The following is a 14,323-nucleotide window of genomic DNA, read 5'->3' on the forward strand; positions in this document are numbered from 1 at the left end:
CGCCGCCGGCGATCACGAAGCCGTCGCGGTCCTTGTCATAGGCTCGGGACGCCACGGCCGGGGTTGCGTTGAAGTTCGAACTCATGGCGCCCATGGCGTCGAACATGACGCTCAAGGTCCAGTCCAGCTCCTCGACGCCGCCGGCGAAGACGATGTCCTGTTTGCCCATCAGAATCTGCTCGTAGCCCACCCCGATGCAGTGGGCGGAGGTGGCGCAGGCCGAGGAGATCGAGAAATTCAGGCCCTTGATCTTGAACCAGGTGGCCAGCACGGCGCTCGCGCCCGAGCTCATCGCCTTGGGCACCGCGAACGGGCCGACCCGCTTGGGGCCCTTGGTGCGGGTGATCTCGGCGGCCTCGACGATGGCCCGGGTCGAGGGGCCGCCGGAGCCGACGATCAGGCCGGTGCGCTCGTTGGAGACCTCGGATTCGTCCAGGCCGCTGTCGGCGATCGCCTGCTCCATGGCGATGTGGCCGAAGGCTGTGCCCTGGGCCAGGAACCGCGCGGCGCGCCGGTCGACCATGGACTCCCAGTCGAGCTGCGGCGGGGCGTGCACCTGGCAGCGGAAGCCGAGCTCGGCGTATTCCGGCGCGGCGACCACGCCCGAACGGGCCTCGCGCAGCGAGGCCAGCACCTCGGCCGCGTTATTTCCGATCGAGGAGACGATACCCATCCCCGTGACGACGACGCGGCGCATGATTTCCTTCCGAATTCGCGGCTCTTAGGTCCGCTGAGAGAGCCCGACGCGGAGATCCTTGGTCGTATAGATGGGGTTTCCGTCGGCTTCCAAAACCCCGTCACCGATGCCCAGCACCAGGCGTCGATTTATGACGCGCTTCATATCGACCTTGTACGTGACTTTTTTAATCGCCGGCGTCACCTCGCCGCCGAACCTTACTTCGCCGCAGCCGAGCGCGCGGCCGCTGCCCTTGCCGCCGATCCAGCCCAGGTAGAAGCCGACCAGTTGCCAAAGCGCGTCGAGGCCGAGGCTGCCGGGCATCACCGGATCGCCGATGAAGTGGCAGTCGAAGAACCACAGGCCCGGATGGATATCGAATTCGGCCTCGATATAGCCCAGGCCATGGGCCCCGCCGTCGGCGTTGATCTTGGTGATGCGGTCGAACAGCAGCATCGGCGGCGCCGGCAGCTGGGCGTTGCCCGGTCCGTACATCTCGCCGCGGGCGCAGGTCATCAGCTCTTCGAAGCTGTAGTGGTCCTTGGCCTTGGGTTCGGTCATCTGCAGTCTCGAATTCCTGGGGCATTGGCCGTAGCAGAGCCGCACCCGACGCTCAATGGCGGCCTCATGAGCCACCCTGCCGACACTGCGGCGCATCGGTGGTGCCCCAGAGTACGCCTTCCCGCACCCAGCCCGAAGCGCGGTCGGCCTTCACCTTGCACCAACCCTTGTCGCAGCGGTCCAACGCGGCCAGCGAACGGGAGTTCAGATAGGCCACCGCCTTGAAGCCGTCCTTCGGCCGTTTCAGCAGGGCCACCGGCTGGGACCGCATGTTGATCGTCGTGCGCCGACCATCGGTGACCCGCTTGTGGATCCACGCGAGCGTTCCTTCCGGATCGCAGACCCGGCGCCACTCGGACGTCTCGGCGATCACCTGCAGCGGAAGGCCGCGCACCCGGTAGACGAAGAGCAGCCTGTGGTCGTCGCCCGGCCCGGCGCGGGCGTTGACCTTGTCGAATTTCAGCGAGACATAGCGCGGCACCGGCATGCCCGAAGGGGTCTGTCGCTCCGCCGCCTTTTCCCCCGCCCAGGCGCCGGACACGAGGCTCCCGGCCGCCAACAGGCCCAACGCCGCCGTTTTCAGCAAACCCCGCCTCGCCCTCACCAATCGCCGCGCCTCGCTTGGCCGTCCCAGACGCCTTTGCTAGAGGTTCTAGCAACAGGTAAGCGCCGGTGAAGCGGCGCCAGGAAACGCGCCCTCTTCACGCCCGCAATCTCAAGTCACACCCCTCTATCTCAAGGCAGATATGGCCGCCCGCAAGCCGAAAGTCATCGTCACGCGAAAACTCCCCGATCCGGTGGAGACGCGGATGCGCGAGCTGTTCGACACCGAGCTCAACCTCACCGACGAGCCGATGTCGCGCGCCCAGCTGTCGGAAGCGGTCGGGCGGGCCGACGTGCTCGCGCCGACCATTACCGACAAGATCGACGCGACGCTGCTGGAAAAGGCCGGGCCGAAGCTGAAGCTGATCGCCAATTTCGGCGCCGGCATCGACCACGTCGACGTGGCCGCCGCCAACGCGCGCGGCATCACGGTGACCAATACGCCGGGCGTGCTGACCGAAGACACCGCCGACCTCACCATGGCGTTGATCATGGCCGTGGCGCGACGGATCGTCGAAGGCGCCAACGTCACCCAGGCGGGCGATTTCGCGGGCTGGACCCCCACCTGGATGATGGGCCACCGGATCACCGGCAAGCGGCTGGGGATCATCGGCATGGGCCGCATCGGCCAGGCGGTAGCGCGCCGCGCCAAGGCCTTCGGCCTGCAGATCCACTACCACAACCGAAAGCCGGTCAGCCCGCGCATCTCCGACGAACTGGAGGCGACCTACTGGGAAAGCCTCGACCAGATGCTGGCCCGGATGGACATCATCTCGGTCAATTGCCCGCACACGCCGGCCACCTACCACCTGCTGTCGGCCCGGCGGCTGAAGCTGATGCAGCCGCATGCGGTGATCGTGAACACCGCCCGCGGCGAGATCATCAACGAGAGCGCGCTGGCGGACATGCTGACCGGCGGCGCGCTGGCGGGCGCGGGGCTGGACGTGTTCGAGTTCGAGCCGGCGGTGAACCCCAGGCTGCTGAAGCTGCCCAACGTGGTGCTGCTGCCGCACATGGGCTCCGCCACGGTCGAGGGGCGCATCGACATGGGCGAAAAGGTGATCATCAACATCAAGACCTGGATGGACGGGCACAGGCCGCCGGACCGGGTGATCCCGTCGATGGTCTAGGACGCCTCCCCGCACACCTCGCACTTCGGGTCCGCCCCGACCCGCACCGTCCGGGTTTCCGCCGCCAGGGCGTCGTAGACCAGCAGGCGGCCGGTGAGCGGCTCGCCGGCGCAGGCGACGAGCTTCACCGTCTCCACCGCCATCATCGAGCCGATGACCCCGGCCAGCGCCCCCAGCACGCCGACCGCCGAACAGGTCTCGGCGTCGGGCGGGGTCTCGGGGACCAGGCAGCGGTAGCACGGCTTGCCGGCGAAGACGCCGACATGGCCGGTCCAGCGGCCGATGGCGCCGGAGACCAGCGTCTTGCCCTCGGCGACGCAGGCGGCGTTGATGGCGAAGCGGGTGGCGAAGTCGTCGGTGCCGTCGAGCACCAGGTCGACCGGGCGGACCAGCCCGGCGGCGTTGGCGGGCTCCAGGCGCGCCTGCACCGGCTCGACGACGACGTGGGGATTGAGGCCGGCCAGGCGGCGGGCCGCCACCTCCACCTTCGGCCGGCCGATGTCGGCCTCGGCATAGAGCACCTGGCGCTGCAGGTTGGAGCGGTCCACCACGTCGGGGTCGACCAGCACGATGCGGCCGACGCCGGCCGCGGCCAGGTAGAGGCAGGCCGGCGCGCCCAGGCCGCCCGCGCCCACCACCAGGACGCTGGCCGCCTTCAGCGCCTGCTGCCCGGGGCCGCCGATCTCGCGCAGGACCAGATGGCGGGCGTAGCGTTCGACCTCGGCGTCGGAAAACGTCATGCGGCTTGACCTTGCACCTGCCCCTCGCCATGTCGCGGCCATGTCCACGACCGCCACCTTCCCAGATTGGCATGGGACCACCATCCTCGCCGTGCGCAAGGGGGATCGCACCGTCATCGCCGGCGACGGCCAGGTGTCCATGGGCCAGACCGTCGTCAAGGGCAATGCGCGCAAGGTGCGCCGCCTGGCCGAGGGCAAGGTGCTGGCGGGCTTCGCCGGCGCCACCGCCGACGCCTTCACCCTGATCGAGCGGCTGGAGGCCAAGCTGGAGCAGTACCCGGAGCAGCTCGCCCGGGCCTGCGTGGACCTGGCCAAGGACTGGCGGACGGACCGCTACCTGCGACGCCTGGAGGCCATGCTGATCGTGGCCGACAAGTCCGCCATCTACACCGTGACCGGCGTGGGCGACGTACTGGAGCCGGAGAGCGGCGTGGCCGCCATCGGGTCCGGCGGCAACTACGCCCTGGCCGCGGCCCGCGCCCTGATGGAGTTCGACCTCACCGCCGAGGAAGTGGCCAGAAAGGCCATGGCCATCGCCGCGGACATCTGCGTCTACACCAACAGGGAACTGACGGTTGAGGTCCTGTAGCGCCCTCGACCGTCCTTCGGACGACGCGCCGCCGCCCCCCTCCAGGTTTCAGGACCGAATGACCGAGTTTTCCCCCCGCGAGATCGTCTCCGAGCTCGACCGCTTCATCGTCGGCCACCAGGCGGCCAAGCGCGCCGTGGCCGTGGCCCTGCGCAACCGCTGGCGGCGGCGGCGTGTGCCGGACGACCTGCGCGACGAGGTGACGCCGAAGAACATCCTGATGATCGGCCCGACGGGCGTGGGCAAGACCGAGATCGCCCGGCGGCTGGCCAAGCTCGCCCAGGCGCCGTTCCTGAAGGTGGAGGCCACCAAGTTCACCGAGGTGGGCTATGTGGGCCGCGACGTGGACCAGATCGTCCGCGACCTGGTGGAGAGCGCCATCGCCATGGTGCGCGACAAGCGCCGGGCCACCGTCCGCGCCAAGGCCGAGGCGGCCGCCGAGGAGCGCATCCTGGACGCGCTCACCGGCCCCGGCTCCACCGCGGCGCGGGAATCCTTCCGCAGGAAGCTGCGCGCCGGGGAGCTGGACGACAAGGAGGTGGAGCTGACGCTGGCCGACACCTCGTCGCCGCTGCAGGGCTTCGAGATTCCCGGCCAGCCGGGCGCCTCGGTGGGGATGCTCAACCTGGGCGACATGTTTGGCAAGGCGTTCGGCGGCCGGACCAAGGTGCACAAGACCACGGTCGCCGGGGCTTACGCGCCGCTGCTGGCCGAGGAGAGCGACAAGCTCCTGGATCAGGAGGCCCTGACCCAGGAGGCGCTGGACCTGGCGGAGAACCAGGGGATCGTCTTCCTGGACGAGATCGACAAGGTCGCCAGCCGCTCCGACCGCGCCGGGGCGGACGTGAGCCGCGAGGGGGTGCAGCGCGACCTGCTGCCGTTGATCGAGGGGACCACGGTCTCCACGAAGTATGGGCCGGTGAAGACCGACCACATCCTGTTCATCGCCTCGGGCGCCTTCCACGTGGCCAAGCCCTCGGACCTGCTGCCGGAGCTGCAGGGCCGGCTGCCGATCCGGGTGGAGCTGAAGGCCCTGACCCGCGACGACCTGCGCCGCATCCTGGTGGAGCCGGAGGCCAACCTGATCCGCCAGCACCAGGCGCTGCTGGCCACCGAGGGCGTGACGCTGGAATTCACCCCCGAGGCCATCGACGCGGTGGCCGACGCGGCGGTGACCGTCAACGGCGCGGTGGAGAACATCGGCGCCCGGCGCCTGCAGACCGTGCTGGAGAAGGTGCTGGAGGAGGTCAGCTTCAACGCCGCCGACCGCAGCGGCGAGACGGTGACGGTGGACGCGGCCTATGTGCACGACCGGGTGGGCGAACTCGCCAAGAACAGCGACCTGTCGCGCTTCATCCTCTGACGTGTAAGCTCGGCCCATGCAGGTGGAGCTGACCGAGGAGCGGGTCTTCCGCATCCGCTCGCGGATTTCCCAGGAGGAGGCCGAGGGCCGCGCCTGGGCCCGGCGCACCGACGCCTTCGGGGCGCTGTCGAAGATGGCGGGGCTGCTGGCCAAGCCGAAGGACGAGGACTTCGCGGTGGTCTACCGCGAGCGGCGGCTGCAGCCGTTCTGGCGCTGCGTGGCGACCTCGGTCTGCGCCTATCAGCGGACGCGGACCTACCCGGTGAAGGTGGCCGAGGCCGTGCGCAGCGTGACGGTGGGCGGCGCAGCCCTGCCCGTCGCGGGCGGGCAGATCCTGGTGACCGGCCTGGAGGCCTGCCGTGAGGAGGGCCGGCGCGAGGTGTTCTACGACGGCCTGACCAAGGCGCTGAAAGCCGAGCTCGCCGCCTATCTGCAGTACGACAGCGCCGAGGTGGCGGCCGACGAACTGGCGGCCATCGCCGCCGAAGGGGTCGTGCTGGTGCCGCCGGAGGCGCGGGCGTCCGTGGTGGTGCGCGACGTGGTGGCCGGCGCCATCGGCAAGATCGAGGCCGACACCGTCACCGAGGAGCTGGTGCGGGTGGAGGCGGTCGAGCTCTACTACCGGCCGGTCTACGCCTTCCGCTACCGGCGCCAGGAGAAGGAGGCGGTGGTGGAGGTGGACGGCCTGACGGGCGAGGCGAAGACCGGCGGCTCGACCTTCGAGGCCCTGATGGGCAAGGCGCTGGACCCGATCTTCCTGCTGGATATCGGCGCCGAGGCGGTGAACATGGTCATCCCCGGCGCGAACCTGGCCAAGATGGTGCTGGTGAAGGGGATCGAGGCGCGGCGGAGGAAATAGGCGCGCGGCGATCGGAGCCGCCCTTTCCACCGCCTTGGATTGCGCCCCGGCCACTGCCGATGCAGCTTCCTGCGGGGAGACGCTTCATGCCCGGTACAGACGCACCCTACCAGCCGGATCAGTTCAAGGCGCCCGGCAAGGTCTGCGACCTGGTCATGAAAGGCGGCATCACGTCCGGCATCGTCTATCCCCACGCCATCCTGGAGCTGGCGCAGGAATACCGTTTCCGTTCGATCGGCGGCGCCTCGGCCGGCGCCATAGCGGCCGCTTTCGCCGCAGCCGCGGAATACGGGCGCCAGGGCGGAGACCCTGGAGCCTTTGTCCGCCTCGCCCAACGGTGCGACCAGATCCCCGACATCCTGCACGGCCTGTTTCAGCCCTCCAGGCCGCTGAAGCCGTTGATGAAGGCCGTCGAGGCCTGGTCGCAGACCAGGCGCTGGAGCCGCTGGCTGCGGGCGGCGGCGCAGTTCTGGCCCACGATCCTCTTGGGGCTGGTTCTGGGCCTGATCGTGATAGGGGCCGCCGACGCGCTGGCGGCGGGCTCGTCAGGCCTGCGGCGCGGCGACGCTCCCGGCCTGGTCCTCGCCGCAGCGGTCGGAGCCGTCGCTTCCCTCGCGGTCCGCATCCGCCACCTGGTTTTCCGTGTGCTGCCCGCCCACAACTTCGGCCTGTGCAGCGGCATGGCCGACAGCGGCCGGCCGGTCCTGACCGACTGGATATATCGCTCGCTGCAATTCATCGCCTTCGGGCGCGAAGACGCCCCCGTCCCGCTGACGTTCGGTCACCTGGCGCGGCTCGGGATGAGCGGGGAAGCCCTGGCGCGGGGCGAGCGCAATATCGACCTGCGGATGATGACCACCAACCTGTCGATGCGCCGGCCGCACGTCCTGCCGGGACTGGGCGGCGAGTTCTACTTCCGGAGCGCGGCCTGGGCGCGGCTGTTTCCGCCAGGCGTCGGCGCCTATCTGGAAGGTCGCTCCGTGCACGCCCCCGAGCGCGACGTGGCCCCTCTGGAGGCGGAAAACCCGGACTACCGCAAGGCGCCCGAACCGGATGACTGGCCGGTCGTGGTCGCCGTGCGCATGAGCCTCAGCTTCCCGGTCCTGATCGAGACGGTGCCGATGGCCGCGCGCGACCTTGCGCCGGAAGCGGCGCGTTCTCCGCTCGCGGAGGACGCCGGTCCGCCGAAACTTCCTTTGAAGGACGTAGTCTTCTCGGACGGCGGGCTGAGCAGCAACTTCCCGATCCACTTCTTCGACGCCCTGCTTCCGACGCGTCCCACGTTTGCGCTCAGCCTCGATCCCCTGCAGGCCGACGACGATCCGCGCGAGCGGGTCAGCATGCCCCAGACCGCGGCGGCGGGCTCCTTCAGCCCCGTCCTTCCCGTGCAGGGCATATTCGGCTTCGCGCAGGCCGTGTTCGGCGCGGCGAAGGATTGGCAGGATCAACTGCTGAGCACGATGCCGGGGCAGCGGGAGCGGATCGTCCACATCAAGCTCGCCAAGGACGAGGGCGGGCTGAACCTCGCCATGCCGCCGGAAAAATCCCGGACCCTGATGTCTTACGGCACGGCGGCCGGGACGCTGATCCGCAGCGCGTTCAACTTCGACGAACACCGCTGGCGCCGCACGCTCGTGGCCTATCAGCAGCTGCAGTCCAACGTGGAGGCGCTCGATCGGGTCTGGCCGGACTACGACCAATGGCTCAAGGCGTATGGGCCCGAAGTCCAGAGCTACAAGCGCGTGACGGTCCGTGACCTGGGGTCCATCCGGAAGCGTTTTCGCACGGTCGCGGCGACGGCGCCCGATGGCCGCCCAGGCGTCACGGGCCAGGACAAGTTCCCTCGCCCGTCCGGTCGGCTGCGCATCGTGCCCGACGTCTAGGCGCGGGCCGCCGGGCCTCAGCTGCGCTCCCGCCGGGCCACCGAGATGGCCTTCTGCAGGGCCTTGGCGAACTCGGCGCGCTCGGGTGGGCTCAGGGCGGCGGCCACCGGCAGGTCGCGGCCGGAGAGGGCGAGACGGACGTCGACCACCCGCTCGTCCTCCACCTCCATCGCCACCCGGGTGAAGGCGGTGGGGGATTCCCAGACCACCTGGGACCAGCGCGCCGTCTCGCGGGTGACGCGGACTTCGCGGGCGGTGACCTGGACCCGCTCCACCTGCCTGGCGGCGCGGAAGCTGGCCATGAAGGCGACGGCCACGGCGGCGACGTCCAGCACCAGGAACACCAGCACCAGGCTGGCGCCCATGGCCACGAACACCGCAGCGGACAGGCAGTTCAGCGCCGTCACCACGCTGATCAGCACGACGAACCCCCGCGGCGACAGCGAGCGGTTGGGGGTGATCACCGCGTCCATGTAAAGGGCCGGGTTCATCCTGAACGAGCATAACCGAGCGCATGGGCTTGGCGAAGCGGCGCGATCAAGGCCATGGTCCGCCGCGACATGGCCAAGCCGAAAATCCCCGCCCGCAGGCGCCTGAACCTCGCCGAACAGGCCCGCGTAGAAGCCATCTTCGAGCGGCTGAAGGCCATCGAGGAGGATCCGCGCACCGAGCTGGAGTACGACACCCCCTACACCCTGGTGGTGGCGGTGGCGCTGTCGGCCCAGGCCACGGACAAGTCGGTGAACAGGGCCACGGAGAAGCTGTTCGCCGTGGCCGACACGCCGCAGAAGATGCTGGCGCTCGGGGAAGAGGGGCTGAAGCCCTACATCGCCTCCATCGGCCTCTACCGCACCAAGGTCAGGAACGTCATCGCGCTGTCGCGCATCCTGGTGGAGCAGCATGGCGGCCAGGTCCCCCTCAACCGCGAGGCGCTGATGGCGCTGCCGGGCGTGGGGCGCAAGACCGCCAGCGTGGTGCTGAACGAGCTGCGCGTCGAGCCGGCCATCGCCGTCGACACCCACGTGTTCCGGGTGGCGCGCCGGCTGGGCCTGTCGCAGGGCAAGACGCCGGACCAGGTGGAAGCCGACCTGATGGCCATCACCCCGCAGCCGTTCCTGACCCGGGCGCACCACTGGCTGATTCTGCACGGGCGCTACACCTGCGTGGCGCGCCGGCCGAAGTGCGAGGCCTGTCCGATCAGCGACCTGTGCCCATCGCGAAAGCTGTTCATGGCCTGAGGCGCCCGCCACGGGGGCTGCGCATTGCCCCCCGGGCGGTTTGGCTGTAGGCAGCCCGCTCGCCAGTCGGAAACCTCAACCATGCCGGACCTTTACGACGTCGCCGCCATCGGCAACGCCATCGTCGACGTGATCGCGCCGGCGAGCGACGCCTTCCTCCAGGCCGAGGGGCTGGAGAAGGGCGCGATGATGCTGGTCGACCCGGCGCAGGCCGAGTCGCTGTATTCCCGGATGGCCGGCGCCGTGGAAGCGTCCGGCGGCTCGGCCGCCAACACCATCGCCGGCGTGGCGAGCCTCGGCGGCCGCGGCGCCTACATGGGCAAGGTGGCCGACGACCAGCTGGGCCAGGTGTTCGCCCACGACATGCGCGCCATCGGCGCCTTTTACGGCACCGCCCCGCTCCTCGGCGGCCTGGCGACGGCGCGCTCGATGATCAACGTGACGCCGGACGGCGAGCGGACCATGTGCACCTTCCTGGGCGCGTCGACGCAGCTCGGGCCGGACGACGTGGATCCGGCGCTGATCGAGAGCGCCAAGATCCTCTACCTCGAAGGCTATCTGTTCGACCCGCACGAGGCGCGGCGGGCCTTCGCCAAGGCGGCGGGGCTGGCGCGGGCCAGCGGGCGGAAGATCGCGCTCACCCTCTCCGACGCCTTCGTGGTGGAGCGACACCGGACAGCGCTGCTGGAGTTCGTCGAGACCCAGGTGGACATCGTCTTCGCCAATGAGAGCGAGCTTTGCGCGCTGTTCGAGACGAGCGACTTCGATCAGGCGCTTGCAGCCCTGGTCAGCCGGCCGCTGGTCGCCGCCGTGACCCGCAGCGAGCGGGGCTCGGTGGTGGCGCAAGCCGGGGCAAGCCATGTGGTCGACGCCTTCCCGGTGGAGAAAGTCGTGGACACGACCGGCGCCGGCGACCAATACGCGGCGGGTTTCCTGCACGCCCTGGCGCAGGGCCGCCCGCTGCCGGTCTGCGGCCGGCTGGGCTCGCTGGCCGCGGCGGAGGTTATCTCGCACTATGGGCCGCGCCCCCAGGTCTCGCTGAAGGACCTGGCGGCGTCGAAGGGACTTTAGGACGATGGCGCGCTCGGCGGAGGTGGTCCGCGACACCAAGGAGACCCAGATCCGCGTGCGCGTGGACCTGGACGGCGCCGGCGCCTCGAAGGTGACCACCGGGGTGGGGTTCTTCGACCACATGCTGGAGAGCTTCGCCCGGCACGGCGGCATCGACGTGGAGATCGAGACCCGCGGCGACCTGCACATCGACATGCACCACACGGTGGAGGACACCGGCATCGTGCTGGGCCAGGCCATCGCCAAGGCGCTGGACGGCTTCAAGGGCATCCGCCGGTTCGGCCACGCCTACATCCCGATGGACGAGACCCTGACGCGCTGCGCCATCGACCTCTCCAACCGGCCCTATCTGATCTGGAAGGTGCAGTTCGTCCGGCCGAAGGTGGGGGAGATGGACACCGAGCTGTTCAAGGAGTTCCACCACGCCCTGGCCATGAACCTGGGCGCGTGCCTGCACCTGGAGACGCTCTACGGCGACAACTCGCACCATATCGCCGAGAGCGGCTTCAAGGCGGTGGCCCGGGCGCTGCGGACGGCGGTGGAGATCGACCCCAAGACCCACGGCCAGGCCCCCTCCACCAAGGGCGTGCTCTAGGAACATTCCATGCAGAGCGTCGCCCTGATCGACTATGGGTCGGGCAACCTTCGCTCGGCCGAAAAGGCGCTGGTGAAGGCCGCCGGCGAAACCGCGCGGATCGTCACGACCGCCGATCCGGAAACCATCGCGCGCGCCGATCGCATCGTGCTGCCGGGCGTGGGCGCCTTCGCCGCCTGCCGCCGGGCGCTGCACGCGCGCCCCGGCCTGTTGGAGGCGGTGACCGAGGCGGTGCGCGGCCACGGGGCGCCGTTCCTGGGCATCTGCGTCGGCATGCAGCTGATGGCCACCCGCGGCCTGGAGTTCGGCGCCACGCCCGGCCTCGACTGGATCGGCGGCGAGGTGCGGCGCATCCAGCCGGACAACCCGGACCGCAAGGTGCCGCACATGGGCTGGAACGAGCTGACAGGCGTGGCCGACCAGCCGCTGGTGGCGGGGCTGGCGAACGGCGCGCCGGTCTATTTCACCCACTCCTTCGCCTTCTTTCCGGACGACGACGCAACCGTCATCGCCTGGGTGGACCATGGCGGCCGCTTCCCCGCGGCGGTGGCGCGGGACAACATGGCCGGCGTACAGTTCCATCCGGAAAAATCGCAGACCGCCGGCCTTTCGCTTCTTGCGCATTTCCTGGAGTGGCGACCGTGATCCTCTATCCGGCCATCGACCTGAAGGACGGCCAGTGCGTGCGGGTGCTGCACGGCGACCTGAACACCGCGACGGTGTTCAACACCTCGCCGGCGGACCAGGCGCACCGGTTTGTGAGCGATGGTTTCCATTGGATCCACGTCATCGACCTCAACGGCGCGGTCGCTGGCAAGGCGGTCAACGCCGAGGCGGTGGAGGCGATCCTGGGCGCCGTCTCGATCCCCGTGCAGCTGGGCGGCGGGGTGCGCTCGCTGCCCGAGATCGAGCGCTGGATCGAGGCGGGGGTCAGCCGGGTGATCCTGGGCACGGTGGCGGTGCGCGAGCCCCAGATCGTGCGCGACGCCGCCAAGCTCTACCCGGAGCAGATCGCCGTCAGCGTCGACGTGCGCAAGGGCAAGGTGGCGGTGCAGGGCTGGACGGAGGATTCCGACCTCGACGCCGTGACCGTCGCCAGGCGGTTCGAGGACGCCGGCGTCGGCGCGCTGATCATCACCGACATCGACCGGGACGGAGCGCTGATGGGCTTCAACGTCGAGGTTTTCGGCGCCATCGCCGACGCGCTGGCGATCCCGGTGATCGCCGCGGGCGGCCTGGCCTCGGTGGAGGACATCGTCAGGCTGAAAGCCCGCAAGGGGACGGCCATCGCGGGCGCGGTGCTGGGGCGGGCGCTCTACGCCGGCGCGATCACCCCCGCCGAAGCGCTGAAGGCGGCCGCCTGATGCTGCGGGTGCGGGTCATACCCTGCCTGGACGTGAAGGACGGGCGGGTGGTGAAGGGGGTCAACTTCCTGGCCCTGCGCGACGCCGGCGATCCCGTCGAGCAGGCGACGGCCTATGACGCGGCCGGGGCCGACGAGCTGATGTTCCTGGACATCACCGCCAGCCACGAGGGTCGCGGGGCGATCCTGGACGTGGTGGCGCGCACGGCCGAGGTCTGCTTCATGCCGGTCTCGGTGGGCGGCGGCATCCGCAGCGTCGAGGACGCGCGCCGGCTGCTGCTGGCCGGCGCCGACAAGATCTCGATCAACACCGCGGCGGTGGAGGACCGTGGGGTGGTGACCCGCTGCGCCGACGCCTTCGGCGCGCAGGCGACGGTGGTGGCGATCGACGCCAAGCGCCGCGCGGAGGGCGGCGGGTGGGAGGTGTTCATCTACGGCGGCCGCAAGGGCGCCGGCCTGGACGTGGTCAAATACGCCGAGGAGGTGGTCGCCTGCGGAGCGGGCGAGATCCTGCTGACGTCGATGGACCGGGACGGCGCCAAGACCGGGTATGACCTGGAGCTGCTCAAGGCCGTGACCGGGGCGGTGGGCGTGCCGGTGATCGCCAGCGGCGGGGCGGGGAGCGCCGCACACATGGTGGATGCGGCCAAGGCCGGCGCCGACGCGGTGCTTGCGGCCTCGATTTTCCACTTCGGCGAGGTGAGCATCGGCGCGGTGAAGCGGGCGATGGATGCAGCCGGCCTGCCGGTGCGTCTGACGGAGGCCGCATGAGCGAGTTCGCAGAGGTCCTGGGCCGGCTGGCCGCGGTGATCGAGAGCCGCAAGGGCGCCCCGGCCGCGGCGTCCTACACCGCCCAGCTGCTGGCCGATCCCGCCCGCGCCGCCAAGAAGCTGGGCGAGGAAGCGGTGGAGGCGGTGATCGCCGCGGTGTCCGCCGACCGCGACGCCCTGGCGTCCGAGAGCGCCGACCTGATCTACCACTGGCTGGTGGTGCTGGCCGCCGCGGGGGTCTCGCTGGACGAGGTGGCCGCGAAGCTGGCGCTGCGCGAGGGACGTTCCGGACTGGACGAGAAGGCGGCGCGGAAGCCTTAGGTTGGTGACTCAATCATTTGGCCCAGAAGCTGAGGGTAGCGGCGAGGGCGACGGCTGAGAGAAAGTTCCTGGCGGTGCGGTCGTATCGGGTGGCGATGCGTCGCCAGTCCTTTAGCCGGCAGAACATCCGCTCGACGAGGTTGCGGCGTTTGTAGGCGATCTTGTCGAGGGGATAGGGCGTGCGCCGGGTGGCGTTCGAGGGGATGACGGCCTGTACACGCCTGGCTTTGAGCCAGTCCCTGAGGTGGTCGGCGTCATAGGCCTTGTCAGCGAGTAGTCGCTTGGGGGGCGCCAGGGTTTCCAGCAGGTCCTTGGCGACGCTGATGTCGGCAATATTGCCGGGTGTCAGGGTGAAGGCGACCGGCCGGCCGAGATCGTCGGCCAGCGCGTGTATCTTGCTCGTACGGCCGCCCCGCGAGCGACCGACCGCTTGGATCGCGTCCCCCTTTTTTTGGACCCCCGCGCCGAGCGGTGGACCTTGATGTGGGTGGAGTCGATGGCGAGTTCCTCGGGGACGCTGCCGCTCGCCGCGAGTTGCTCGAAGAGTCTTCGCCAGACGCC

The 14,323-nt window shown here is 69.9% G+C and carries 18 protein-coding genes and 1 pseudogene; 13 read left to right on the top strand and 6 right to left on the bottom strand.

The window, feature by feature from the left end; translation table 11 throughout:
- The 3 genes from VGL30_RS07475 to VGL30_RS07485 all read right to left on the bottom strand — a co-directional run.
- The coding region (locus VGL30_RS07475; RefSeq protein WP_331538421.1) for a beta-ketoacyl synthase N-terminal-like domain-containing protein at window positions 1-697 on the bottom strand (697 nt) is incomplete at its 3' end.
- 24 nt (window positions 698-721) lie between these two features.
- Window positions 722-1,237 (bottom strand): 3-hydroxyacyl-[acyl-carrier-protein] dehydratase FabA, encoded by a 516-nt coding sequence (gene fabA, locus VGL30_RS07480; RefSeq protein ID WP_331538456.1) that lies wholly within the window; start codon window positions 1,235-1,237, stop codon window positions 722-724.
- A 64-nt stretch (window positions 1,238-1,301) separates the two neighbouring features.
- Window positions 1,302-1,805, bottom strand: coding sequence for an SH3 domain-containing protein (locus tag VGL30_RS07485; protein ID WP_331538423.1), 504 nt, complete (start codon window positions 1,803-1,805; stop codon window positions 1,302-1,304).
- A gap of 178 nt (window positions 1,806-1,983) precedes the next feature.
- Between VGL30_RS07485 and VGL30_RS07490 the strand changes: the two genes are divergently transcribed.
- Window positions 1,984-2,970: a D-glycerate dehydrogenase gene (locus VGL30_RS07490; protein WP_331538425.1), complete on the top strand. Its 987-nt coding sequence runs from the start codon at window positions 1,984-1,986 to the stop codon at window positions 2,968-2,970.
- Here VGL30_RS07490 and VGL30_RS07495 read toward each other — a convergent pair.
- Entirely contained in the window at window positions 2,967-3,710 is a 744-nt protein-coding gene (locus VGL30_RS07495) for a molybdopterin-synthase adenylyltransferase MoeB (RefSeq protein WP_331538427.1), read from the bottom strand. The two genes, VGL30_RS07490 and VGL30_RS07495, sit on opposite strands and share 4 nt — an antisense overlap.
- Window positions 3,711-3,750: 40 nt before the next feature.
- Between VGL30_RS07495 and hslV the strand changes: the two genes are divergently transcribed.
- The 5 genes and pseudogenes from hslV to VGL30_RS07515 all read left to right on the top strand — a co-directional run bounded on the left by hslV (window position 3,751) and on the right by VGL30_RS07515 (window position 8,404).
- Window positions 3,751-4,299 (top strand): ATP-dependent protease subunit HslV, encoded by a 549-nt coding sequence (gene hslV, locus VGL30_RS07500; protein WP_414694965.1) that lies wholly within the window; start codon window positions 3,751-3,753, stop codon window positions 4,297-4,299.
- Window positions 4,300-4,357: 58 nt separating this feature from the next.
- Window positions 4,358-5,662 (top strand): ATP-dependent protease ATPase subunit HslU, encoded by a 1,305-nt coding sequence (gene hslU / locus VGL30_RS07505; protein WP_331538432.1) that lies wholly within the window; start codon window positions 4,358-4,360, stop codon window positions 5,660-5,662.
- Window positions 5,663-5,678: 16 nt separating this feature from the next.
- Window positions 5,679-6,521: a hypothetical protein gene (locus tag VGL30_RS07510; protein WP_331538434.1), complete on the top strand. Its 843-nt coding sequence runs from the start codon at window positions 5,679-5,681 to the stop codon at window positions 6,519-6,521.
- A gap of 155 nt (window positions 6,522-6,676) precedes the next feature.
- Window positions 6,677-6,805 (top strand): annotated as a pseudogene (locus VGL30_RS18795) (patatin-like phospholipase family protein); the annotation flags it as partial.
- Window positions 6,806-6,922: 117 nt separating this feature from the next.
- On the top strand, window positions 6,923-8,404 hold the full coding sequence (locus VGL30_RS07515) for a hypothetical protein (protein ID WP_331538436.1): 1,482 nt from the start codon (window positions 6,923-6,925) through the stop codon (window positions 8,402-8,404).
- 17 nt (window positions 8,405-8,421) lie between these two features.
- On the opposite strand, the gene VGL30_RS07520 is transcribed toward VGL30_RS07515, so the two are convergent.
- Window positions 8,422-8,895 (bottom strand): DUF2244 domain-containing protein, encoded by a 474-nt coding sequence (locus VGL30_RS07520; RefSeq protein WP_331538438.1) that lies wholly within the window; start codon window positions 8,893-8,895, stop codon window positions 8,422-8,424.
- A 54-nt stretch (window positions 8,896-8,949) separates the two neighbouring features.
- On the opposite strand from VGL30_RS07520, the gene nth reads away from it, so the two are divergent.
- The 7 genes from nth (at window position 8,950) to VGL30_RS07555 (ending at window position 13,762) form a co-directional block, all read left to right on the top strand.
- Window positions 8,950-9,642, top strand: coding sequence for an endonuclease III (gene nth, locus VGL30_RS07525; protein WP_331538440.1), 693 nt, complete (start codon window positions 8,950-8,952; stop codon window positions 9,640-9,642).
- A gap of 81 nt (window positions 9,643-9,723) precedes the next feature.
- Window positions 9,724-10,713: an adenosine kinase gene (locus VGL30_RS07530; protein WP_331538442.1), complete on the top strand. Its 990-nt coding sequence runs from the start codon at window positions 9,724-9,726 to the stop codon at window positions 10,711-10,713.
- 4 nt (window positions 10,714-10,717) lie between these two features.
- Window positions 10,718-11,308, top strand: coding sequence for an imidazoleglycerol-phosphate dehydratase HisB (gene hisB / locus VGL30_RS07535; protein ID WP_331538444.1), 591 nt, complete (start codon window positions 10,718-10,720; stop codon window positions 11,306-11,308).
- 9 nt (window positions 11,309-11,317) lie between these two features.
- Window positions 11,318-11,953 carry an imidazole glycerol phosphate synthase subunit HisH gene (gene hisH, locus VGL30_RS07540; RefSeq protein WP_331538446.1) on the top strand — a complete coding sequence of 212 codons (636 nt, stop codon included), beginning with the start codon at window positions 11,318-11,320 and terminating at the stop codon, window positions 11,951-11,953.
- Window positions 11,950-12,672, top strand: coding sequence for a 1-(5-phosphoribosyl)-5-[(5-phosphoribosylamino)methylideneamino]imidazole-4-carboxamide isomerase (gene hisA / locus VGL30_RS07545; protein WP_331538448.1), 723 nt, complete (start codon window positions 11,950-11,952; stop codon window positions 12,670-12,672). The genes hisH and hisA overlap by 4 nt, the downstream gene beginning before the upstream one ends.
- Window positions 12,672-13,442: an imidazole glycerol phosphate synthase subunit HisF gene (gene hisF, locus VGL30_RS07550; protein WP_331538450.1), complete on the top strand. Its 771-nt coding sequence runs from the start codon at window positions 12,672-12,674 to the stop codon at window positions 13,440-13,442. Before hisA ends, hisF begins: the two co-directional genes overlap by 1 nt.
- Window positions 13,439-13,762: a phosphoribosyl-ATP diphosphatase gene (locus VGL30_RS07555; RefSeq protein ID WP_331538452.1), complete on the top strand. Its 324-nt coding sequence runs from the start codon at window positions 13,439-13,441 to the stop codon at window positions 13,760-13,762. Before hisF ends, VGL30_RS07555 begins: the two co-directional genes overlap by 4 nt.
- Window positions 13,763-13,775: 13 nt before the next feature.
- Here VGL30_RS07555 and VGL30_RS07560 read toward each other — a convergent pair.
- Window positions 13,776-14,323 (bottom strand): IS5 family transposase (locus VGL30_RS07560; RefSeq protein ID WP_331538454.1); only part of this gene is annotated, 548 nt, incomplete at its 5' end.

The sequence above is a fragment of the Phenylobacterium sp. genome (assembly GCF_036502675.1).
In the GTDB taxonomy this organism is placed as follows: domain Bacteria; phylum Pseudomonadota; class Alphaproteobacteria; order Caulobacterales; family Caulobacteraceae; genus Phenylobacterium.